The sequence below is a fragment of the Allorhizobium paknamense genome (assembly GCF_030815125.1).
In the GTDB taxonomy this organism is placed as follows: domain Bacteria; phylum Pseudomonadota; class Alphaproteobacteria; order Rhizobiales; family Rhizobiaceae; genus Allorhizobium; species Allorhizobium paknamense.
In genome coordinates, this window is record NZ_JAUSWH010000028.1 from 1 (window position 1) to 22,239 (window position 22,239).

The 22,239-nt window shown below is 57.1% G+C and carries 25 protein-coding genes and 1 tRNA gene; 16 read left to right on the forward strand and 10 right to left on the reverse strand.

All coding sequences use genetic code 11. The features are described 5' to 3' along the window. Positions 1 to 411 precede the first annotated feature (411 nt). Positions 412 to 485: transfer RNA gene (locus QO005_RS23000), tRNA-Arg, on the forward strand. Between the two features lie 299 nt (positions 486 to 784). Further along, on the forward strand, positions 785 to 1,285 hold the full coding sequence (locus tag QO005_RS23005) for a hypothetical protein (RefSeq protein ID WP_307160361.1): 501 nt from the start codon (positions 785 to 787) through the stop codon (positions 1,283 to 1,285). Between the two features lie 88 nt (positions 1,286 to 1,373). Here the strand turns inward: QO005_RS23005 and QO005_RS23010 are convergent, their stop codons facing one another. The 3 genes from QO005_RS23010 to QO005_RS23020 all read right to left on the reverse strand — a co-directional run bounded on the left by QO005_RS23010 (position 1,374) and on the right by QO005_RS23020 (position 5,706). Then, positions 1,374 to 1,925, reverse strand: coding sequence for a hypothetical protein (locus QO005_RS23010; RefSeq protein ID WP_307160362.1), 552 nt, complete (start codon positions 1,923 to 1,925; stop codon positions 1,374 to 1,376). A gap of 256 nt (positions 1,926 to 2,181) precedes the next feature. After that, entirely contained in the window at positions 2,182 to 3,546 is a 1,365-nt protein-coding gene (locus QO005_RS23015; protein WP_307160363.1) for a hypothetical protein, read from the reverse strand. Positions 3,547 to 3,549: 3 nt separating this feature from the next. Continuing rightward, on the reverse strand, positions 3,550 to 5,706 hold the full coding sequence (locus QO005_RS23020) for an ATP-binding protein (protein WP_307160364.1): 2,157 nt from the start codon (positions 5,704 to 5,706) through the stop codon (positions 3,550 to 3,552). 118 nt (positions 5,707 to 5,824) lie between these two features. On the opposite strand from QO005_RS23020, the gene QO005_RS23025 reads away from it, so the two are divergent. The 11 genes from QO005_RS23025 (at position 5,825) to QO005_RS23075 (ending at position 14,285) form a co-directional block, all read left to right on the forward strand. Beyond that, positions 5,825 to 6,187 (forward strand): hypothetical protein, encoded by a 363-nt coding sequence (locus QO005_RS23025; protein ID WP_307160365.1) that lies wholly within the window; start codon positions 5,825 to 5,827, stop codon positions 6,185 to 6,187. Further along, a complete protein-coding gene (locus QO005_RS23030; protein WP_307160366.1) occupies positions 6,187 to 7,140 on the forward strand; it encodes a tyrosine-type recombinase/integrase in 954 nt (317 codons plus the stop codon). The genes QO005_RS23025 and QO005_RS23030 overlap by 1 nt, the downstream gene beginning before the upstream one ends. A 9-nt stretch (positions 7,141 to 7,149) precedes the next feature. After that, entirely contained in the window at positions 7,150 to 7,521 is a 372-nt protein-coding gene (locus QO005_RS23035; protein ID WP_307160367.1) for a hypothetical protein, read from the forward strand. Positions 7,522 to 7,606: 85 nt separating this feature from the next. Further along, positions 7,607 to 8,512 (forward strand): restriction endonuclease, encoded by a 906-nt coding sequence (locus tag QO005_RS23040; protein ID WP_307160368.1) that lies wholly within the window; start codon positions 7,607 to 7,609, stop codon positions 8,510 to 8,512. A 270-nt stretch (positions 8,513 to 8,782) separates the two neighbouring features. Next, positions 8,783 to 9,277: an Lrp/AsnC family transcriptional regulator gene (locus tag QO005_RS23045; RefSeq protein WP_307160369.1), complete on the forward strand. Its 495-nt coding sequence runs from the start codon at positions 8,783 to 8,785 to the stop codon at positions 9,275 to 9,277. Between the two features lie 173 nt (positions 9,278 to 9,450). After that, positions 9,451 to 10,095 carry a hypothetical protein gene (locus QO005_RS23050; RefSeq protein WP_307160370.1) on the forward strand — a complete coding sequence of 215 codons (645 nt, stop codon included), beginning with the start codon at positions 9,451 to 9,453 and terminating at the stop codon, positions 10,093 to 10,095. A gap of 122 nt (positions 10,096 to 10,217) precedes the next feature. Continuing rightward, positions 10,218 to 10,613: a hypothetical protein gene (locus QO005_RS23055; RefSeq protein WP_307160371.1), complete on the forward strand. Its 396-nt coding sequence runs from the start codon at positions 10,218 to 10,220 to the stop codon at positions 10,611 to 10,613. Between the two features lie 101 nt (positions 10,614 to 10,714). Further along, positions 10,715 to 10,966, forward strand: coding sequence for a Y4lK-related protein (locus tag QO005_RS23060; protein ID WP_307160372.1), 252 nt, complete (start codon positions 10,715 to 10,717; stop codon positions 10,964 to 10,966). 281 nt (positions 10,967 to 11,247) lie between these two features. Beyond that, entirely contained in the window at positions 11,248 to 12,498 is a 1,251-nt protein-coding gene (gene dcm / locus QO005_RS23065) for a DNA (cytosine-5-)-methyltransferase (RefSeq protein ID WP_307160373.1), read from the forward strand. Next, positions 12,491 to 12,952, forward strand: coding sequence for a very short patch repair endonuclease (locus tag QO005_RS23070; protein WP_307160374.1), 462 nt, complete (start codon positions 12,491 to 12,493; stop codon positions 12,950 to 12,952). The genes dcm and QO005_RS23070 overlap by 8 nt, the downstream gene beginning before the upstream one ends. Continuing rightward, the gene (locus tag QO005_RS23075; RefSeq protein ID WP_307160375.1) at positions 12,945 to 14,285 is read left to right on the forward strand and encodes an MvaI/BcnI family restriction endonuclease; all 1,341 of its coding nucleotides are present in this window, start codon (positions 12,945 to 12,947) and stop codon (positions 14,283 to 14,285) included. Before QO005_RS23070 ends, QO005_RS23075 begins: the two co-directional genes overlap by 8 nt. Positions 14,286 to 14,451: 166 nt before the next feature. On the opposite strand, the gene QO005_RS23080 is transcribed toward QO005_RS23075, so the two are convergent. The 4 genes from QO005_RS23080 to QO005_RS23095 form a co-directional block, all read right to left on the reverse strand. Continuing rightward, complete coding sequence (locus tag QO005_RS23080; RefSeq protein ID WP_307160376.1) at positions 14,452 to 14,910, reverse strand: hypothetical protein; 459 nt, start codon at positions 14,908 to 14,910, stop codon at positions 14,452 to 14,454. Beyond that, complete coding sequence (locus QO005_RS23085) at positions 14,907 to 15,977, reverse strand: hypothetical protein (protein WP_307160377.1); 1,071 nt, start codon at positions 15,975 to 15,977, stop codon at positions 14,907 to 14,909. The genes QO005_RS23080 and QO005_RS23085 overlap by 4 nt, the downstream gene beginning before the upstream one ends. A gap of 149 nt (positions 15,978 to 16,126) precedes the next feature. Further along, entirely contained in the window at positions 16,127 to 16,888 is a 762-nt protein-coding gene (locus QO005_RS23090) for a hypothetical protein (protein ID WP_307160378.1), read from the reverse strand. Positions 16,889 to 16,940: 52 nt separating this feature from the next. Next, positions 16,941 to 17,309, reverse strand: coding sequence for a hypothetical protein (locus tag QO005_RS23095; RefSeq protein WP_307160379.1), 369 nt, complete (start codon positions 17,307 to 17,309; stop codon positions 16,941 to 16,943). A 294-nt stretch (positions 17,310 to 17,603) separates the two neighbouring features. Between QO005_RS23095 and QO005_RS23100 the strand changes: the two genes are divergently transcribed. Further along, positions 17,604 to 18,158, forward strand: coding sequence for a recombinase family protein (locus QO005_RS23100; protein ID WP_307160380.1), 555 nt, complete (start codon positions 17,604 to 17,606; stop codon positions 18,156 to 18,158). A 40-nt stretch (positions 18,159 to 18,198) separates the two neighbouring features. Here QO005_RS23100 and QO005_RS23105 read toward each other — a convergent pair whose 3' ends face one another. Next, positions 18,199 to 18,570 (reverse strand): hypothetical protein, encoded by a 372-nt coding sequence (locus QO005_RS23105; RefSeq protein ID WP_307160381.1) that lies wholly within the window; start codon positions 18,568 to 18,570, stop codon positions 18,199 to 18,201. Positions 18,571 to 19,067: 497 nt separating this feature from the next. On the opposite strand from QO005_RS23105, the gene QO005_RS23110 reads away from it, so the two are divergent. Continuing rightward, on the forward strand, positions 19,068 to 19,400 hold the full coding sequence (locus tag QO005_RS23110) for a hypothetical protein (RefSeq protein ID WP_307160382.1): 333 nt from the start codon (positions 19,068 to 19,070) through the stop codon (positions 19,398 to 19,400). A gap of 7 nt (positions 19,401 to 19,407) precedes the next feature. On the opposite strand, the gene QO005_RS23115 is transcribed toward QO005_RS23110, so the two are convergent. Beyond that, entirely contained in the window at positions 19,408 to 19,797 is a 390-nt protein-coding gene (locus QO005_RS23115; protein ID WP_307160383.1) for a stability/partitioning determinant, read from the reverse strand. Then, positions 19,797 to 20,483, reverse strand: a complete 687-nt coding sequence (locus QO005_RS23120) for an AAA family ATPase (RefSeq protein WP_307160384.1) — start codon at positions 20,481 to 20,483, stop codon at positions 19,797 to 19,799. The genes QO005_RS23115 and QO005_RS23120 overlap by 1 nt, the downstream gene beginning before the upstream one ends. 308 nt (positions 20,484 to 20,791) lie before the next feature. On the opposite strand from QO005_RS23120, the gene QO005_RS23125 reads away from it, so the two are divergent. Next, complete coding sequence (locus tag QO005_RS23125) at positions 20,792 to 22,021, forward strand: replication initiator protein A (RefSeq protein ID WP_307160385.1); 1,230 nt, start codon at positions 20,792 to 20,794, stop codon at positions 22,019 to 22,021. The last annotated feature ends 218 nt before the right edge of the window (positions 22,022 to 22,239 follow it).

The following is a 22,239-nucleotide window of genomic DNA, read 5'->3' on the forward strand; positions in this document are numbered from 1 at the left end:
GGGCGCGCCCGGCCGCGCGTGCGTCCTTGCAACGGGTGTTGACTGCGGCCGGAGGGATTCCGGGGCCATCCCTCACCCAGGCCCTTGGAAGCGCGCGATGCGATCCTCCCGCGCTTCCTGGGAGGCGCTGACGCCCTCCCGGACCCTCCTGTCCGCGGACCGCAAGCAGGCAAGCGGTCCGGGGCCTCGGGCCCGTGACGGTCTGGCGACCGTGTCGATCCGACCCCTCACTACGGCGCTATCCGGATCAGCGCGTTCGGGGTCGCATCTTCCGCGCCTGCGGCGCAAAAAAACGCACCGTCTGTGACGATGCGCTCCGGCTTCTACCCGGAGGTCATCCTATCACCCCCACCCATCGGTGGAAAGCACCCCTTGCATCCGCGGCTGGCGAACCGGTTGGCGCCCTGCCATGCGTCAGTAGCTCAAAGGCAGAGCATCCGGCTTCTACCCGGAGGATGCGGGCTCGAAACCCGTCTGGCGCTCCACAGGAAAGCAGCGTCCCGTCGCATATGCCAGTGTAACCGGTCGCGCCGCGATGCAAGGGGAATGCTTGGTTTTGAAAGTAACCCGCCCTTGGGGTGAAAGGATGAAAGCAGACGGCAGACGTCCGTCCCCTATCATTAAACAGGTTGCAGCCATGCAACCCTGCCTGACCGGCGAGGTCCGGGGGTAGCGGCGTCAAGGGGTTGGTGCGGCCGCAGTGAACCGAGGCTCGGCCCCTTGACGACGTGAGGGGCGGTGCCCCTTTGGTCAGGAATCCTTGGCTTCCTCATCATAGACTTGCATGTCTCCCCGTCGTTTCCGCCGCCAGGTCAGCCCCGAGCTTCAGGCCCGAGGAGCTGATGCCGAGGCGTCATTCCAGGCCTGGCTTGATGACAGCCGTCTGCCGTTCCTCTACGCGACACAGAACCAGCAGAGCGTGCCCAAGCATTTTAAGGGCCAGCTGAAGCGACCGGACTATCTTGTAGCATTGCCGTTCGTGGGCATGATCGCCGTCGATGTCAAGGCGAAGAGCTTCTACGAAGGCGGCCTCATCTTCGATGTAAGCGAGATCGACAAGCTTGCGAAGTTCGACGAGATTTTCCGGATCACGACGTTCCTCGCCTGCTTCGATCCGGATGATCCGACGCGAACCTGGTGGTACCGTGTCGGCTCCCTGACGGCACGGCCGCCGGTGCGTCGCATGGGGGCAATGACCATTCACGTCAGCCTCAGCGACGGTCTTGAGGCCGACATGACGCGCCCGCTCCAAGAGATGCTCCGCGATCTGCTGCTTTTGTCCTAAGGATCAGGACGTGGCGAAACGAAGGGATAGCCCGCATATACGACCAGATTGGCGCAGATCCTGCGAGCCTAGCGGCAGCTGAAAACGGCTAGGCGCCGTCCTTCAATAAGGTCTCCTCATCCTGCGCCAGGTTCCTCAAGAGTTCACCGATCCGTTCATTTAACGTCTCGAAGTGATGGGCCATTTCCAACATGGCGGCTTTCGCAGCCGCTTCGTCACCTGCCTGCGTGGAGGTAGTTCCCGCTACCGAAAAAAGCTTTGCAAGCTCGCGGACCTCCCGATCCCGTATCCGAACGCGCAGTTTGTTGAAGCTCTGCTGCTCCGTGAGGAGCCCGAGGTTGACCTCTTCCGTCAGATGCGCACCGTGCCACCGTCCGGTTTCCCGGAGGTTCTTGATATCCTGATAGTGCGCTGCTCCGACAAGGCGACCGAGCCGGGTGATAACATCCTGAAGTTCGAGAAGAGCGGTCTGCTGAAACTCAAGATGTTTAAGCTGACGCGTGTCAGCGCGCTGCTCTTGCCGCTCTTCCCGCCTGCGGCGCTCCGCTCGATTATCCGACAGCCAGTCGAAAAGGCCCTTTAACACCGTCCCGAGCACCAATGTGATGACCGGAAACAGCGCTTCCCCTGATATCCCCATTCACTTCTGTCCCCTACCTGATTCCAAGCTAGGCTTGACGACAGCCGTCTGCCGTTCCCTCTTTGTACAAAGAAGCCGTAGAGCGTGCCCAAGCATTTTAAGGCAGCTTAAAAGATCTTTGTTACGACCCTGCCGTAAAGCAAGGCCATTGCCATCAAACGTCACAGCTAGTTCCGGATGAGGCTTGATCATTTGGGGCGTATGCATGACCCTAGCTAGGTGGTCGAGCAGATCCTCTAGCACAGGGCTAGCTGTTCTACCTCAGTTCCACAATCCCGGGACGGGAAATGTGGCGTGCATATTCTTGGGTCAGTTTGGAGACCAGTTCCTCCCTTAGACGGTATTTTACGGTCCAGCCCCCGACCGCAGGCCGCGGCACGCTGATTGTGCAGCTGAGAAAGGCCGATAGCCTTCCGGGCTTGCGATCATCCCCTACTCCGATAACTGGTGATGACCATTCTTGGGACTTGGGTGACTTCTTGGCATGCAGACTTGAACCCGCTGCCCTCGTACCTTCTGTGTTAGGGAAAGCCCATTCCAGAGCCAGAAGGAATTGAATGGGTCCGTCTTTTGGTTGGGCATGATCACAGGTGGCGCCAATCTGGATCAGGCGCAACGAGCTGGCTTCCCAGTCCGCATCAGTCATGCCGAAAAAGTTCTCACCCATGATGATAGCCTTGGTGATGCCGAATTGCTCTTCCAGCGCCTTCTCGACCTCGTTGAAAGGAAATTCCACGACCGCGCCGAGGTCAGATGCCTTGAGTGTACTACCGTCTCCGGTTCTGCCGTAAGAAAGGTGGATGGCCGAGTTCACGGCCGACTGTACGGAGACGGGAGCTGGTTTTTCGGTCGGAACAACCAAGGCTTCGCGCCAAGAATCTCCCTGCGAGCCATCAGGATCATGCTCGGTAATACGATCAGCAAGAATAGGTACTAGGACTTGATTGATAGATTCGCGCGGACTTTCCTGTGCTCGGTCAACGCCGGATCCAGCTTGGGATAAACGATAAAGAACCTTGCCCAGCTCCAGCCCGAATTCCTCGGATCCCCGCTTGTTGGGTGCCACTAGCCCAACAATAGACTTCAGAACTGCATCCATGGCTGCCACAACGTCCGCTTCCCACGAAAACAGCGCTTTCATCTGAAGGCTGCTAGACATCTTTGCAATGATATCCGCCTGCAGCTTTGGCGGATCAAGAACCGCGCCGGTGGTCGTATTGATATAGTCCCCCTTCCTGAGCTGTTCGCAGAAGACGGGAAGAAGGTCGGGCTTGTCGGTTGCCAGCCGCTCGTAAAGGAACGTCTTGAATGCTTCGTAATCAGGCTGTTCAGCCCAAAGTACCAAGCCATAGGGCCCGCTTTCTGGCGAAATGAGCTTCTCGATCACTTCAACGATCGCAGCAAAGGCATTCTGCGGCCCCCCACCCATAGTGACGCCCGCGCGGAGGTTCTTGTCGATGAAAAGCATCCGGATGCCTGGAAGGACACTCCATCCGCCGACGGTCTCCTCTTCATAGAGACGCGTGTGACAATCATAACGAAGGGCATCAAGACTGTCCTTGATGCCCTTAATATGTTCTGGCTTATCGTCGACGACGACAAAACGGGACGCTAGAAACATGCGCTATTCCTCGATATTCGCGAATCTCAGGGCTACGATGGCGCCATCAAATTTCTGCGGAACGTTCGTTTCTGAAGGGTCCGGGAAGAGCAGCGCCCCGTCATTGAGCTCCATCACCATGTTTGAGTAGTAAAGTCCCATGCCCATTCCTTCCGGTCGCCGGGTGTAAAATGGCCGGACCAACTCCGCAGGTGTATCTTGGAAGCCAGGCCCGTTATCAGCGATGATGATGGCAGGGCCCCCTTCGAAGTCAGTTTCGATACTCAGGTAAATCGCCCGCGTGGACGTTCCGCTTTCTTCGGGCCAGCGCACGCGAAGCCAGAAAATGGCATTGTCGATGAGGTTGGTCAGGGCCCCCAGCGTCAGCCCAAAGGAACAAGAGACCATCGTGGTGGGGAACGTGTCCTCCAACGGAGGGCACTCCAGCCTGACGTTATGATGACGAAACCTAATTAGGCTGAGGTCCCGGGCGCGGACAACAAGTGTCCTAAGGTCCACAGCCTTCCGGTCTTTCTTACGCAGAAGGTCTGAGAAGCCATCCAGAAGTCCCATCATCTCCCGGACCTGCACCGCCACTCCACTCAAGTCAGGGCGGTTCTCTAGGTTGTTGTAAAGCGACCTGATGCCCTGTTCGATTTCGTGAAAAACTACGGCGAGGCTTGTACCGGAAATGCCGGTGGTTAGCAGGCGCTCTTTCATGGAGGCATACTCGGTCTCGATCCTGTCCAGTAAAGGATCCACTTCACCGGATAGCCCTTTCCGGCTTGCGATTGCCCTGATCTTCGCAACGGGTTCCATGATGTTGCGGCTCTCGGGATCACGAACTTCGCCTAGCAGCTCCCGGATGGCTTTTCGATCAACTTCACGTTCTCGCTGGAGCGGATCTATCGCACCAAGAACGATGCGACGGAAGACCTCATATGCGGCGTTCTCGATGAACCCCTCGCGATTAGATTTTTCAACCAGTGCATCGCTGTCTTCCTGCCGAATGGATACGTGGCCTACGACAATGTTACGGCTAAGACCCTTTGTCGGATTGTTCACTCGACGAAGATCCAAGCCCAGCCAGTCGTTACTGCGTTCTCCATAATCATATACCCGGATGTCATCCCGGTAGACGCGTATTCCGCCGTTCTCGTCCAGAAAGTCCCTTATCAGCTTTGTTTCCCCCATCCTCTTGGCGATAAGAGGCGTAAGATCGAAAACGTAAAATTCTCCGGAAATCGGGCCGATGCCACGCAGCATGTCGCTGTCGGCCACAATTTTCTTTAACCGCCCTTCAGCGGCCCTTCCGCTGAAAAGCGGATCATCGTCGTCAACGGGTGGAGAAGGAATGAGAAGACGCTGCCCCTCGATCTTCACCTCACGTGCTTCGCGGGCGATGCCGGGGATGGGGCGGAAATTGTACTGGTAGCTAAAATGCTGTCCATCAAACTCGAACGTGTATTTCCATGGTGCTCTTTTAAGGAGTTCAATCGGGTCCGGAAGCCTCTGTATCCACTGGGGATAGTCCGGGACGTGAAGGGTCGCTTCGAAATCGCGTCGTCCGCGACTTCCAAAGGGCGACGATATGGAGGTGATCTGGCGGTAAAGCCGCCGCACTTCTCCGCGGGACCATACCTGATCGCGCAGCTCTTCGATCGTAATCAGCGTGCCTGTGCTAGAGCCAGCGAAAACCTCTGGCTCCCTTTCCTCGATGTGGACTTCCGCATCGTCCAGAAATTCGTGAGAGATCATCTCATTCCAGTCTATGCGGACCAGAACTTCCTTTTCCCCCGCAGCCCGCGTTACCAGTTCAATCTTGTTGCCCAGCTTATGCACAGACAGGCGGCCCAAGCCCTTTGACCCGAGGGGAAGCCTCCCCTTGCTGCTGCGCTTTCTTCGGCGAAGGGCCTGCTCCTTGTGATCGTGCGCGATCACTAGCCAGACATCACGGATTGTCTGAAGCGACATACCAGAGCCGTCATCCCGGACTTGGATTGAGGGTGCCTTGGAGCCAATATTGTTGATATAAACGTCTACCCTCGACGCATCAGCATCGTAAGCGTTCTTGACGAGTTCGAATACAGCCAGACGCGGCGTTCCGATCAGCTGGTCGCCCAGATGCTGCAGAACCCTTGCGCGGGATTTAAAGGTATTTCGCGGTATGGCGTCGGTCATGTAAATCGATCATGGGATGCTTTTTCGATCCCGTCTAGAGCCATATTGATGTTAACAGCATTTGAAACCATTTCTATATATGATAATGTCCTTTATCACATATAGGAGTCTTTTAGATATGCCTTCCATCCAAGTTGAGTTGTCCCATGAGGAATTGGCCTCGCTAAAAGACGTGGCATCAAGCTGCGGCCAAACACTGCAGGAGTTCGTCGCCAGTGCTGTAAAGGCGGCAGTGCTCCATACGGATCCCGAAAGACAGGTCCCGATCAGCCTGATCCGCTCTAAGGGCTATCCACGCGCTATGGGGCCGTTCGAAATCATCGAAGCACCGGCAGGTACTGTTCTAGGAAGGCCGCGCGATCTAACTAAAACTGTGCTTGAGCAGCTGCAGAAGGATGGGGTCTTGCGGATCAACATCCGTCTCCGCGAGGATGGAGCTGTGAGAGAGCCTGACTTTATGGTCAAAGAGCTTCTGGGTTGATGGACCTAATTGCATCAGGTTCTTCAAGTGCACGACTGCCGTCGCAGATTGTTTCTAGACCTGCGCAGCAGAGATTTCTTGAATTCTTCACCGCACAGATCCGGAACCTGAACACGCGCCGGTCCTACGCCAAGGCCGCGGTTGAGTTCCTAGCCTGGTGCGAGGCACGCGGCGCACGATCACTTGATGCGATTACGCCTATCCACGTCGCCGGTTGGGTCGAAGGGCTGACCAGCACCCATGCAGCGCCGACGGTCAAGCAGCGCCTGGCAGCGGTGCGGCATCTGTTCGACTGGCTGGTAACTGGCCATGTCATGCAGAGCAATCCTGCGCATTCCGTGAGGGGGCCGAAGCACTCGCGGCGGCGGGGGAAAACCCCAGTGCTTTCGCCGGAGGAAGCTCGTCAGCTGCTGGACAGCATTCCCACCGATACTCTGATCGGCAAGCGCGATCGGGCCTTGATAGGCCTGATGACCTACACCTTCGCCCGGATTGGTGCTGCGACTGGCATGGAGGTCCGTGATGTCTACGCGCAGAACCGCCGGCTATGGGTGCGGCTGCACGAGAAGGGCGGGAAGCAGGTCGAGCTGCCCTGTCACCATTCGCTCGAGGCATACTTGGATGATTATATAGCTGCGGCTGGCCTGAAGGAGGCGCCCCGGGCGCCGCTGTTCCAGACGATCCGGCGCGGAACGGCTGTAATGTCCGGAAGCTCCCTGCCACAAGCCAATGCTTATGCTATGATCCAACGCCGGGCGATCGCGGCCGGCATCAGCACGGCCGTGTGCAATCACACCTTCCGCGCGACCGGGATCACGGCCTACTTGAAGAACGGTGGGACGCTTGAAAAGGCGGCGAACATCGCCAACCATTCCTCGACCCGGACGACTCAGCTTTATGATCGCCGCAGCGACGATGTGAGCTTGGACGAGGTCGAGAGGATCTTAATCTAGGGAGGAACTATGGACGATCTGAAACAACTCGACCGGGCACGGCAGGCAATGCTGGATGCGAAAGCGGAAATTCAACGGTTGCGAGAGAAAATTGCAAAGGAAAAATGCCCGCTGCGTGTTGGGGAACACGTTACGATCGTGAGGGACGGGACGGAATTCCAAGGGATCGTGGATTCAATTCATCCGGCGGTAGATCGACGTGAACTATTAGATCCCGTTGTGGGTGCTCCTGCAGGTTGGGCCGTAAGCGGTCCCAAGATCAAGAAGGACGGAGAGCAAAGCAAACTTACCTTTGGCCTAAGCAGCCTTGATGCCGAACTCAATGATGGAAAATGGATAGTTACGACGCCGTCGATCGACGACGTCTTTGCGAGCTTGTAGGGCGCTATCTTCAACACAATTGCGGAAATACACTCCGTAGCATGCCCACAGATCAACAAATGACTGCGTATGTATGGCTCTCACTATGAAAGAATCCAGCACCGTCGCTGCTTTGGCAACGCTGCTCTACGATTTTCTTCCTGCCAGTGGAAACAATGCGACTGCCTTCCCTCTAGCTGCGAGGAAGGTCGGCGTTGGTGCGCTATGGCCTGAAGGCTACAGCAAAGGTCCTGGTATAACTCAGCTGCTAACAGCCACTCTCGAACAGCAGCGCAGCCGGTTCTGCCCGTTGATCCTTGAAATTGTTAAGCAGTCGATGACGTGGCGCAGCAAGCGGGAGCCGCTTTCACGGGCAGAGCTTGACGAACTCAATCGCCTCCTCCCAGGCGTGGGGTTTAAGATCCCGGATCTTCTCGATCCTGAATTTCTAGCATCCCTGCCCGGCTCACCTGTTGCGCCCGCGCCGCAGCCAACTCCCGCTACCCCTGCTGCTGCCGATCCAGCCGTGCTCAAAGACCTTAGGCAACGACTGCAGGATTTAGGAGGCCTCAGTCCGCAAACTCGCGGGTTCGCCTTCGAAATTTTTCTCCACGACTTGTTTAAGGTATACGGCCTATCGCCTCGCGCATCATTTCGTCCTCGCACAGGCGAGCAAATCGACGGTAGCTTCGAGCTAGGCAACGACACCTACCTGCTCGAGGCTAAATGGCACAGTGCGCCGACACCTGCAGCGGATCTACATATCTTGAATGGGAAACTGAACAGTCGACCAACTTGGTCTAGAGCCCTGTTTATCAGCTATGGCGGTTTCGGGCCTGACGGATTGGAAGCGTTCAATCGCGGCAAAAGCAGCCTGATCTGCATGGATGGATACGACCTCTACGAGACATTGAGCCGGGAGTTGCCATTGGATCGTGTTATTGCTCGCAAGGCACGACACGCTGTCGAGACCGGCCTGATCCATGTCTCTGTGCGAGAACTTTTCCCATAAGAGCGGTATCTTGCTCCGACCCGGGTGAACCGGGAGACGGACGGTACCTATATCCTGTTACTCTGCTGCTGGTTCTTCCTGTTTTCCGAATATCCTGATTATCAGTATATCTACTTTGGGTGAACCTGCGTTCGTACCGCCCTGAACTCAGAAACAGGGGGCGTACGAACCTGAATTCGCCCACTCCCGAACCTAGGTTCGCCCCATGTCGTCTTGCCAATCGCGCGAAACAGCCTGATATAGAGGGCATACGCAAACACGGAGACCGATATGGAAGAAACTGTAAAAGCAAAGTCGCCGGATGTCCAGGCGCTCAAACAGAATGAAAAGAAATGGACGCCGACGCTGATGAAGGCGGGGTGGAGCGCCATTCCGAACATCATCATCGAAAAACAGCGCGCCTTGGGGCTGGACGCTTTGGACGTCAATATCCTGCTGCACCTGATCCAATACTGGTGGACTGAGGACAACGTGCCGCGTCCTGCGGTCGGCACGATCGCGGAAGCGTTGAACGTGACGCCCCGGACGATTCAGAAGCGCATCACCGGAATGCAGAAGATCGGGCTGATCACGCGGGACGAGCGCCGGCACAGCAAGTTTGGCAGCCAGACCAACCTTTATCGCTTTGACGGGCTGATCGCTGCCTGCACGCCGCATGCGCTTGAGAAGATAGCGGCTGCCAAGAAGAAGGCTGAGGACGAGAAGGACAGGGTGAAGCGCAAAAAGCCCAAGCTGGTCGTGAACAACGACGCGCCGGGCTCTTGAGCGGGCGAGCCCGCAATCGACAGGAAGGACTGTTGACCTCACTGTCCGTCAGACGAGACAGCTGGCCCAGTGCTGTGGCAGGCTCAGAAAAAGCAATGCCCCGGGCGCTTGCAATGCAGAGGCGCTACCGGGGCTCACAAACACAAGATGGAATAAATTGAGGAGATATTCAAGTGGTTTTTGAGTATACGCCGGCGATTATAGCGAATCTGGAGTCATCTCACTCCCCCGAACGGCTGGGACCTTACTACGCCCTTGCCGGTAACGACAAGGTGCTGGGGCTCCAGCTGTACGCCTGGAACAGCGCCTTGTCGCAGGCGCTTTACACGCCGTTGCAAGGTCTTGAGGTAACTTTACGCAACGGGCTTGGCGACCAGTTGAAGGCTGCGTTTGGCCCGACCTGGTTTGATCTCAATCCCGGGCCGGCGTTGCAATATCCCCTGCCCGACATGCTCCTGAAGGTACGCACCGAGCTTGGCCGTCACGGAAGCGTCGCGGATCACGGGCGCGTGGTGGCGGAGTTGAACTGGGGGTTCTGGACAGGGCTTCTTGCCAAGCGCTACGAGCAGCTGTGGCGCTCGCACTTCCGCAAGGTCTTCCGGTCGGAGGGGCCCCTCACCCGTGCGCAGATCTTTCAGCCGCTTGATGATCTCCGCCGGCTGCGTAACCGGATCGCGCACCACGAACCGATCCTGAACCGCAATATTGCTGCGGACTACGCATCGATCATCCAGCTGATCAGCTACATTTCGCCGGACACGGCCCGCTGGATCGACGAACATAGCCAGGTTGCAGCGGTGATCACTGCCAAGCCTTGACATGGCAGTGGGTACGATGTGCTGCAACCCTTTGAATCTTGGGTCAGTCGCGTCTCGCCGCGTTGAATTTCATCGCCACAGCAACTAGAACCGATCAAGAGTGATCGCGTGGGGATGCGGGTATGTGGTTTTGGCTCAAGCGAGGCATCGCGGTCGCCGTGCTTGGATATGTGGCTTACGGTGTCTGGGACTATTACCGTGCCGGCTACTTCACCCGCCCGGATATGCCAGAAGGGGCATTTTCGATCTCCTACAAGAGCGGTCTCAGGGCAATCCTGGTTGATGTCGAGAATCAGCAGGAGAGCCGCAGATACCTCGGGTATCCCATAGATGTCCCGTTCTATCTCAAAGATGCATGGGCGAAATGCAGCCCTCCCACAGAGGACGAAAAACCGAATGTCGAGACATTCCTGGCCGAGCGCAATATGCCGGGCCAGCGGTTCGAGGCCGTATGCCGCATTCAGGCTGACAATGATACCGTTGTCCGGGGACTGATCACCAGCGTTCCGCGTCTGTGAAACGCGAGGCCAGTGCTCCCGGAGATCTTTGCGGGATGCAGATCTGCATGTTGTCTGACCACAAGATCCCGTTAATCTCGCGACTTTCAAAGGAGACCGAGATGACCGAAGACCAGATTCCTGACTTTGTCGAAGATATCCTTGCAACGGGTTGCCCCATCGACGCCATTGGCGACGACCTGTATGTTCTGGGTGAGCTTGATGTGCCTGAGCAGGACGTAGAGCGCGTGTCGCGGGAGGTTCACGCGATCAGCCTCAGGTACGGCGAGCGAGATCATCTGCGCCGAGAAATCTGCGCCTATCTGTTTTCAATTGGCCGCTTTTACGATCTGAAGCAGGAGACGTATCACTAAGGGGCCCTGCCCCTCGCGCCGGCAAGGGGACGGTTCCCGAGGCTCCGCGCTGCGCTTGTGCGCCCGCCGTCTGAAACCCTTGCCATTGCTACCCCCGGACTTCGCCAGTCAGGCAGGGTTGCATGAGCTGCAACGCGTGCCTGGCTATCCAGAACGAGAATGACATTCAAAACTTCTGTGCGAAAGCCAGCACAAACTAGAACATAACATGAACATTCCGTTTGTATGCTGAGTCGGATTATGCCAGGGTGTCAAAAAATGACACAGTGGAGATTCGGACAGTGACCCCCCAGGACAAAAGCGAGTTTACGAGGCTCAGGGAACAGGCCGGTCTCACCATCGAGGAGGCGGCAAAAGTCATCAAGGTTTCTCTGCGCTCGGCCTACCGCCACGAAAACGGCGAGTGCTCTCCCTCCCCGCTCGCGCTGGAAATGCTCCGGCTCCTCGCCAGCAGTCACCGGCCTCCCGAAAGATCCTCCAGATTTCGCTTCATCGACCTGTTTGCCGGGATCGGGGGCCTGCGCGTCGGCTTCGAGAACATCGGTGGGAGGTGCGTGTTCACGAGTGAGTGGGACAAGTACGCCAGCGAAACATACCGCAAGAACTTTCCGGAGGACGGCGAACACATCTTCGCAGGGGATATCCGGGAATACACCAAGGACGAGGCGGCACTCGCCCGCATTCCGGCGCATGATGTCCTTCTCGCCGGGTTTCCGTGCCAGCCCTTTTCCATTGCCGGTGTCTCCAAGAAAAATGCCCTGGGGCGACCGCACGGCTTTCTCGATGCCACCCAAGGCACGCTCTTCTTCGATGTTGCCCAAATCATCCGCCATCACCGGCCAAAGGCGTTTCTCCTGGAGAACGTGAAGAACCTGCAACGGCATGACAAGGGACAGACCTTTGCCACCATCATGAACGTGCTGGAAAAGGAGCTGGGCTACAAGGTCGTGACGCGGATCATCAGTGCGCGTCCCTGGGTGCCACAGGGGCGGGATCGCATCTTTCTTGCCGGCTTCCGGGATCACGATGCCGCCTTTTCATTTGATGACGTAGTCATTCCGGCCGGGCCGGAGCCGACGCTCGGCTCCATCCTGGAAGCACAGGTCGCTGACAAGTACACACTCACACCCAAGCTGTGGGAGTATCTTCAGGCTTACAAGAAGAAGCACGAATCCAAGGGTAACGGTTTCGGATTCGGTCTGTTTGGCCCGGGCGATGTCGCGCGGACCCTTTCCGCCCGATATTACAAGGATGGTTCCGAAATCCTGATCGATCAGGGAAAGGGAAAGCGGCCGCGTCGCCTGACGCCCAGGGAGTGTGCCCGGCTGATGGGCTTCGAGCGCGGCAATCGCACCTGGAACATCCCGGTATCAGATACGCAGGCCTACAAGCAATTCGGCAATGCCGTGGTGATGCCTGTTGTGGAGGCAATCGCAGAGGCGATGAGCCCTTGGCTTCCGTCCGCGACGGCAGAGGTTCTAACGTTTCCTGCCGAGCCGGCCGAACCACAAAAGGCCCTCGCGCATGGCTGATGTTGTGCCCCCCGAAGTCCGTAGCAGGATGATGGCGGGGATCCGGGGCAAGAATACCAAACCTGAACTGCTTGTCCGGCACTCGCTTCATGCGGAAGGATTCCGCTACCGGCTTCATGCCGCGGGGCTACCCGGCAAACCCGACATGGTTTTCCCGAAACACCGTGCAGTGGTCTTCGTTCACGGTTGTTTCTGGCATGGCCATGACTGCCACCTGTTTCGCCTGCCGGCGACGCGGACAGATTTCTGGGAGACCAAGATCAAGGGTAATGTCGCGCGCGACCTCAAGGCAGTTGACGCCCTCCGGAAGGCCGGGTGGCGTGTTGGCACGGTATGGGAATGCGCTGTGAAAGGGCGCACGCGTAGGCCCATCAGTGAAGTATCTGCGCATCTTGCCGGGTGGCTCCGGGGCGATTCCGCAATGTTCGAGGCTGAAGGTCTGAAACATGATTGAAACGCTGGAAGCGCTTGCCGGCCTGATGCGTCAGGACGGGGCAGTACGCATCTATGCCAAGAAACTGGCTCCTAACGATAACTCCAAGAACCAGGTTTATCTGGGGGGCGATTTTTCCGCGCTGAACATCATTCCCCACGGTGCGGTGACTACTGACGACGCGGAGATTGCCGGCAGTGTCCGTGACCGGGCGAAGGCTCCCATCCGCTTCCTGTGGATTGACGAGAGCGGCCGCTACGAAGCCCCGAACGCCCAGCTCATCCTCTATCCCAAGTACCCCGAAGTGCGCATGTCAGGCTTTCTCAAGGGTGCCAACCTGAAAGGCGCGCGCGATGCACCCGGTGACGTGATGCGGGTACGGGACGAAGGACGCGTGCTGTTTCTGGGGATCACACAGGATGGTACGGTGCTGGGCCACGCGGTCCCTGCAACCAGTCCCCTGGCACGCGCCCTTGAAGTCAGGAGCGATCTGGAGCCGCTGGGAGTATTTCTGGAGATCCCGGCCGAGCCGGCGGCCGGCAGTACCAGAGCGCAGCTGCTGGCCACGCTCGAAGCCATCTACCGCAGGCACTGGATCCCGTCCCAAAAGCTCAACAAGTACGGAGTCAAACAGCCATATGCCGCACGTAACGGGGGTGGCTATACGCTTGAGGCCGAGCTTGGCATTTCACCCAACGGCTATTCGGAGCCGGACTATCTTGGCTGGGAAATCAAGCAATATGCTGTGACGGACTTCAACGCCTACCGCCCCACCAGCGTCGTGACACTGATGACACCCGAACCGACCGGAGGCTTTTACCGTGATAACGGCGCCGAAGCCTTCGTCCGGCGGTTCGGGTATCCCGACAAGAGCGGCAAGCCCGGCCGTATCAATTTTGGCGGGATCTACGCCAGCACGAAGGTTTTTCATGCGGACACCGGTCTTCAGCTCCGCATGACAGGCTACGACATGGCAGCCGGCAAGATTACCGATATGGATGGAGGTATTGCCCTTGTTGACCGCCATGGCGAGATTGCGGCACTGTGGAAATACCCCGGCATTATCGAACACTGGAGCCGCAAGCACGCGCAGGCGGCCTACGTGCCGTCGCTGTACCGTACGCCTCCGCCGGAGTATCGCTACGGCGCGCGCATTCTCCTGTGCGAGAAAACGGACTTGACCCTCTTCCTGCGGGCGATAGCGGACGGCACGGTCTATTACGACCCGGCCCTGAAAATCGAGCCGGCAACCGGCCTGAAAAGGCGAAGCCAGTTCCGGATACGTCATGATCAGCTTGTACGTATGTACCACCAAAGCGAGCTAGTGGAGCTTGATGTAGCGCATTCAGCGTGAGTGGGGTAAGGACCCCTGCCCCTCGCGCCAGCAAGGGGACGGTTCCAAGGGCTTCGCGCTGCGCTTGTGCGCCTATGAAACCCTCGCCTGTCCTACCCACCGGACTTCGCCAGGGAGGGTTGCATAAGCTGCAACTGATGGCCAAAGGCTCCGGAATACTGCGAAACTATTTTCCCTCAACCTTCTGCGCCGGCAACCCGAACGTTGGCGTTTCGGGAATCTGGACATAGTAAAAGCCCGGGCATCGATCTTCACCCGTACATTCTACTGTTACCCGATCGATCTTGACTTCCCGACATTGGTGACCCGGTACATGGTCTGTAATTTCCGATATCTCACCCTTCTTTAGCCCATCAAAAGACAGCGAGATAGCGCGCTCTTCATTTTCAACGTTCTTGTTCCGATACCAGAGATAAACGTTAATCGGCACGCTGTTGGCAGGTCCTCTCTCTGTCACTTTAAGGGTGGCTTTGATCATGCAGGCAGGGACGCAGCTGCCACCTCCGCAATCCGTTTTATCAAGCGTATCGAGGCGCATAGTGATTTCATGTGTTGCCGCATCTGCGAGCGCGAAAGTCGGAACGACGGCGCAAAGTAAGGCCACGACGTATGAAAGCTTTATCAAGGCTTCTCTCCTTGCTTAAGGCGACATGAGGCCATCTGCTTCAGCTTCTTCTCTGTATAGCCACCTTTGTTTGCCAGTTCTGACAAAGAGACAGTGGCGAGATCGGATTGTATGACTCCGCCTTCAGACCTAGGTTTCACGTCCGGAAGAATAATGGTCGTCACTCCGTCCTCTATACCCGCATATGCACGTATGTCGGTCGCGGTTTCGACTGTTCGACCACGCCTGCAAACATCTTCGGAATGATCAGGCTTCGATTGGAATGGAGCTTTTAGTTTCAACTCGCTGGTCGAGCACCTTTGGTCTTTCGGTATCGGACCGACCGGCTGGAGATTTTGAAGAGAACCATATTGAAGCATCTGGTGTAGGGCTATGGACGCCTCACCGAACCTTGGACCAATGTCGGTTACGAGAGCAAACGTAGCTCTTCCTTTGTAACTGACCCAAGCCACTGATCCCAATAGGCCAGAGTGGCTACGAGGTACTACGATTCCGGGCACTTTTGCTGCATCCACGGAAACCACCCCTCCCCCTACAAGGTGTTTTAGCGCTGTTGTCGAGACATACGTCTGCGTTGTGCCCCCGGTAGCCGTAGGAACATTTTCTCCTATCTTCGGTCGGCCTTTCCCGTCGCCTACTAGAAAACGCCCATCTCCGAGTTCCCTTTCGCACGGGACCCTAGGCTTGTTCTCCTCAATTGGGACTACCTCCATTGCGAAGACGCAAAACACTGGTGAGCCTGCCCTGAACCCCTGAGCTTCAGCCTTCAGCCACTCATTACGGCATTTTATGTTATTAGCTTTTGGTGCGCAGGGTATCCTTGGCTTACCTACAAGGTTTACGCCATTAGCCAGATACGTATAACCATGATCACCCACTGTGTAAGATGCAGTAGTGCCGTCTGGATTTACCGCCAGACCCCCAAGCTCGATCAGAACGTTTTCGGGATATGAAAGGCGTTCTCCTGTGTCTGGATCAGTACATCTTCGATCCGCAAATGTCGGAGACGCCGTTAGCACTACAGGTATTAGAAAGGATGCGAGAAGACGATAGCTGCGTGACAGCATTTTATTCCCCCTAACCAAAGTGACCCCAACTCACTTCAACTTTACGGAGATAAACATATTTTACTCTCGCAGAGAAGATGGATGCTTGACCAACGTTAGTAATTAAATGGCGGTATTGTACCAGATATGAATATTGGCTCTGATTTTTGCTATCGTGCTAACGTATACACGGGTCTTGCGTTGGACAAAGCTTTAGTCCTTTTTGCGATTCCATTGGCAAGACGATAGCTGCCCTCAAGCGTCTTCACGATCGCAAATCCTTGATGTGCGAAAATCTCGGCACCTTGAGTGAAGATGTCGAGCGCAGGGTCAGCCGCACGCCCGTTCCCCATGAAGATCTTGAGGCTGGTCCCGCCATTACCCCCTCCCCTGGCGACCACACGGCCGTTCTCCACGCAGGTCGCGCCGTCGCCATTGAGAATGAAATCAGCGGCACCATCCCGATCGATATCGCCGCGGGAAAGGTAATCATCTGAAAACTCCGCACGACCTGATGGACCACACTCCTTGCGCCAAGCATCCATTTCTTTTGCGACCGCAGGCGGCAGGCCTTGCGACGCTTCTGGAGCCGCCTTAGCGCCGGTCGGCGCGGGCGAGCAGGCCAGCGCGCCCTCTGCGAACGCGCAGCGCGTGAGGCCCGGCGGCAAAGGCACCCGGAACAGGCTGCCCTCCTCTGCGGTACGAAAGCACATGGCTGTCAGCGGCTCGGATGTCTCGCTCAGGTAGTTGAACTCCATGCGCCCATTGATCAACTCGGGTGTGAATATCTGGGGAGGCTTGTGGCTGCCGATCTCGACCAGCGCGTGATGCACCGGCACTCCGCAGGCGTTAGGGAGCATTGCCGGTTGAGCGGCGAAGGTGGGCACGGCTGACAGGATGGCAGGCAGAAGGCCTAGAGTGATAGCTCTCATGGTGCGTTCCAATGTGGTGGGGACTGGAAAATGATCGCGCCTCCCATGCCATTTACATTCGGGTCATGCGGACGTTTTTCATGATGGGGCAACCGCCGACGTACAGCGACTTGGCATCCGGAAAGTTGAAGTTGCAGATCTGGTCCTCGTCACTTCCGTTGAACACGACATTCTGGCCGGGTGTCAGCTTCAGACGGTCTTCACCAAGCTGTTCCCATTTGAAGACAAGCTGCTTGCCCTCACCCTTGAGTATGGCGGTACCGCCCTTGATCACTTCGAACGTATTGCCTGCGTTATCACGGTAGGTTCCTTCGAGGGACTGACTACCCGAGCAGGAGGCCAAGGCAAGCGGGAGCGCGATCGCGAGAGCCGCGAGAGCAGGGTTAAAGCTGGACGAAATGCTGCGACTGGGAATGAGCATGAGAAACAAGCCTCCAAGCGAGAGAGACTGGCGAAATCCGAAATATCGGTGAGGTAGCCAGGTTGCCGCCCCTGCGGCAATCACTGGGTAGCAAAAATCACGACTTTTGCCGGAAGAGGTAATAGCAGAGGTGCGCTAGTCACAAGGCTCTAAAATCTGAATAGATTCAATGTCGCTAAATAACGTCATTATGCGGGCAAGACTCTTGCAAAAGTCGTGACTTCTGTCCCAGAATCCGTATCCGAGGAGTGACATGGAGGTGGCATGGTTTCCGAGGTCAATCAGGAGACAGCCATGACCAGATTCATCGGATATGCCCGTGTCAGCACCGACGGGCAAGACCTTGCATACCAGCTTGATCGTCTGCGCTCGGCTGGTTGTCGCCGGATATTTCAGGAGAAGCGCAGCGGCAAATCCGCGCGCGACCGCCCGCAGTTGCAGAGTATGCTGGCAACCCTGAAGCCGGGGGATATCATCCTATCGACCGTAACCGACCGCATGGCTCGGGATCCGCTCGACATGCTGCAAATCTTGCAACGGGTGAAGGATGCGGGCGCAGGCCTGCGGTTACTTGATGAACCGTTCATCGACACCACGTCCGAAATGGCAGATCTGCTGCTGTTCATTCTCGGATGGTTTGCCCGCTGGCACCGGCTGAGGATCCTGGAGAACACTGCCCATGGGCGAGAAAGGGCCAAACAGCGCGGCGTCAAGTTCGGACGCCCGCCGAAACTAGATGCAAACGATCGAAGCGAAATTTCAAAACGATACGCAAACGGTGAGGGGTCTACAGATTTAGCAGCCGCCTTCTGTGTGAGCCAAAGAACGATAAAGCGGGCTCTGATGTAGATGAAACACCTGAGCCCGCTGATTTCGGCGAAAGGCCGGTTTATTGATCCGTAATTAACTCCTTGCCCACGAGATCGAAGCCTTGCCAAGACATTGCAACGCTGAAACGCTTGAATAGGCCGACGAATTCTTGGATCGTAAGTCCGTCAATTTCGACCTTTCGTGCGGTTGGAGAAGATGAACCCGCTAGATGCGCTTTCGCTTCCTCATAGTTCTGAGCCTTCACTAGGTAGGCGGAAATGGAAGAATAGGTTTCTCCCGCGTACAACGTTAATCCGACAACGATCTCGTCGTCGGTCTTAAGACCTCGATCCGTCAAAAGCGCTTGTATAGTAGCATCGACGTCGTTGTCCGCCGCTACAGCACCTTGCCAGTCGTTATATTGTGCACTTGTGTCGAAGATTTCTGACATGTGTTCTCCTGTTTGAATTTGAGCATTGGACTATCGCTTCACGATGATGTGCGTCATCAAGGCTATCAGGATCATGAAGAATAGAACCCAAATAGCCTCTGACCCCTCAGCCGAGACAGACAGTCCATTGAATGTTAAGTGAAGTGTTGATGCTCCGGTCATAGATTTCTCCTAGCCGGGCACAGAAAATCGCCCGGCTTACGCCTCGGGCGATCTCTGTTTGCATGGGACCTGACTCCCGATGCTCGAGCGTGGTTTGTCAACAGCTCGACAGACATCGTGATCGCTTCGACATCCCTGCGACCTAGGGTTCCGCTTGGATTAGATGCCAGGCTGCGGACGGCCTTTTCCCTTACACGGGATGTTCCTCTGCGATGACAGGATCAGCTCTCGGAACTACACTTCGAGTAGCACAGGAGCACTGCGAAGGCAACTCCTAAGGCCTTGCATTAGCTGAACGGAACCCCACTTCCTTGGTTGATCTAGTCCAAGGAGGAATGATGCCCCACTATCATTTAGAAGGTTTCGAAAGCACTTGGCGTCTGGTGCGAGAGACGCTTGCCAGCCAGAAATTTCGAGTGTCGACCCCCAACGGCTTAGAGTTGGCGGTGGATATACATTACACTGCCGGGAAGATCCTGACGGTCAACATCGTCTCAGCAGGCGAAGTCAGTAAGGCCACGCTTGAACCCATTATGAACGAGATAGCCCGCCTCGGTCTTTATCGTGGAGATTTTGCAGTCATCGACTACACCATTTCGATAACTGAGCGGATTCGCGATGGAAATTACTCGATTTCTGAAGAGCTGCGGGAGCACCGTCAGCTCTAAAATTTGATCATTTCTTTGAGGCTTGGTGCAACAACTCGACCGCCTTCTCGAATGCTTCCCCCAGCACCCAGCCGTTGGCATCGGCAATCGCGTAGAACGCTTCGATCGTGTCCGGCCGGACCTTCAGGTTCAGCTGGGCCGAGCGACCTGTGCGACGGCGACGGGTGGCTCGAGCGGCGACAGGTGCCGGGCTTGGTACGGGAGCCGGTTGCGCGGCGACCGCTTTCGGTTCGCGGCTCTTGAACTGGGTTTTCTCGGCAGCCTTGGCAACGGCAGCCTTGTCGGGCCGCTTAGCAGGGGTCGGTTTGAAGTCGCTGAGATCCAGCACCGCGGCGGGTTCCGCTGTGACCGTCTCGTCGATGTCGTCGTCAAATCCGAGGCTGGGACGGTTGTTCATCAGGCCGCCCTCCCCTGCACGCCCGCCTGCTTGAGGCGCGCGATCACTTCAGCGGCAAATTCCATCGCGTTCTGCACCGCCTTCTCGACGTTGCTGACCTGCTTCGGATCGAGCTTCGACAGCAGACCGCCGAAATCCAGCAGGTCGCGGTACGCGGCGCGCTCGACGATCGAGGTGGACAGAACCTCAATCCCGGCGTTGTCCAGCTGATCGCGCACGTTCTTCAGCGAGCGCGAGGTCACCGCCGCGCTGACGCGGGTCAGCAGAACCGCGAACGGAATCTCGCGGCGGGCCATGCGGGACTGGTTGCGGATCAGCTTGATGGTCTTGGATGCGCCCTTGGCATCCATGGAGGCGCCCTGGGTCGGGATTATGACCAGGTCCGACATGCCGACGGCGTTGGCGACCATCAAACTCGCGGTGCCTTCACAGTCGATGATGACGAACTGGTGCTCGGACGACGCGTCCTCGATAAGGTCGGTGATGGTATCCTCGGTCACATCGCCGATGATCGTGATGTTATCGGGCTTGCCCGGCAGGGCGGCCCACTGGGAAATCCAGCGTTCGGGATCGGCATCGATGATGGCAACGGATGCACCGCGGGCGGCAAGCTCGCCGGAGAGCAGGAGCGCGGAGGTTGTCTTGCCGGCGCCACCCTTGGGGTTGGCAAATGAGATCACGGGCATGGCGGTATCCTTCTGTTCCTTGTCATCCTACGGTGAAAAACCTAACAGATAGCTACCAGATAGCCAATGTTAGCCGGTAGCTATCGGCTATCCCAGTGATACCAAAATGTTACTAGTAGCTACCAGATATCTATATAGTAGCTACTAGATACCGCTTACAGCTTGATCCGCAAAATGCTGCCTTAGCTGGTAGCTACCAGATACTACATGGTAGCATAGGCTCATCTGAATGCAAAAGCCCCGGAACCGGCGGGCAAAACAAGCAAAAACCATTGGCAGGAATCTCCCGGCAGGGTACGGTGCATGTCATGGCTATCAAGAAACTCCACCTGAAATCCCGCGAAGACTTCGCCGACCTGTCGCTGCACGACAAGAACGCGTACCTTCAGGGCGTCGCCGCCGAGATCATGACGGCACGGGGGGAAGAGCCTATCGAGCTGGATAAGGACGCCCTGGCGCGCCTGCGCCGTTATTACAGCCGACGCTCGATGGCGGACCTCAAACTGGCGGAACTGGGAGGCCAGCTGCGCGGCGTTCTGGAAAAGATCGCCGACGGCATCCGTACCGACGAAGTCCGCAAGATCCTCAATCACGAGCTTCCGGCGCCCAAGCGGGCGACCGGGTTCTCGCGTCCGGCGCCGCTGGACGATGCCCAGCTGATGTTTTTCGTCCCGACCGTGCAGGACGCACCGATCAAGGACGATTTCAACCTGATGGACATCGCGCCGTTCGCGCTATCGAAGTCCGGCGGGGCAGGGGTCATCCGTTACGAACTCAAGGACTCGATCATCACGATCGAGGGCGGCGCGGAGGTGGGCCTGGCAACGGCCTACGACTACGATATCGTGATCAACATGATCTCGCACCTTGCCGAGGCAACCCGCCAGTACCGCATCGACGAGGCCAAGGGCCTCAAGCCGAGCATTCCGCCCCAGGTCTACCGCCCCGCCGCAGCCGAGATCCTGAAGTTCTGCCGCCGCGAACTGGGGGGCAAGCAGTACGAAGACCTCGAGCGTGCGCTGGCACGCCTTCAGGCGACCAACATCCGCATCACCAATCTCAAGGGTGACCGCGACGCTCGCGACCGTCGCGCGACAGAATCCTTCCCGCTGATCGGGCGCTACAAGGTGGTGAGCCGGACGTTCCAGGACCGCATCGACCAGGTCGAGATCGAGATCCCGTTGTGGGTCTACGACGGCGTTGTACGCCCGGACGGCAAGCCGACCATCCTGACCCTCAATCCCGACTACTTCCTGCTCTCGCGCCCGATCGCAAAATTTATCTACCGCCTCGCCCGCAAGGCCGCGGGCGACACCACCGCGTTCTACTCGCTGAAGGAGCTGCACAAACGCAGCGGCGCGAAAGTGCCCATGCGGAAGTTCCGCCAAACCATTGTGGAGATCGTGGAGACTGCCAAGACGACGCCGCTTCCGGACTACGACCTGTCCCTTGAGGATCGCGGCCATGACATGATCCTGCACATGCGGAAACGCAACAGGGTGACCGGCACGGAAATGGATCTTCCGGCGCTGGCATGATTTTGTCAGACCGCCGTACTTCGGTCCGCCCTTCTTTGACAAAAATGCCGCGCACCCTTCTTCCGCCGATTTTGTCAAAGCGCCGTACATCGATCCGCCCATCTTTGACAAAAATCCCTTTGGGCGCCAACGGCGTGGGTTATCCACAGCCGTCTGTGGGTAACATGGGGATATGTCAAAACCTGCCGTACATCGGTCCGCGAAGACCGTACTTCGTT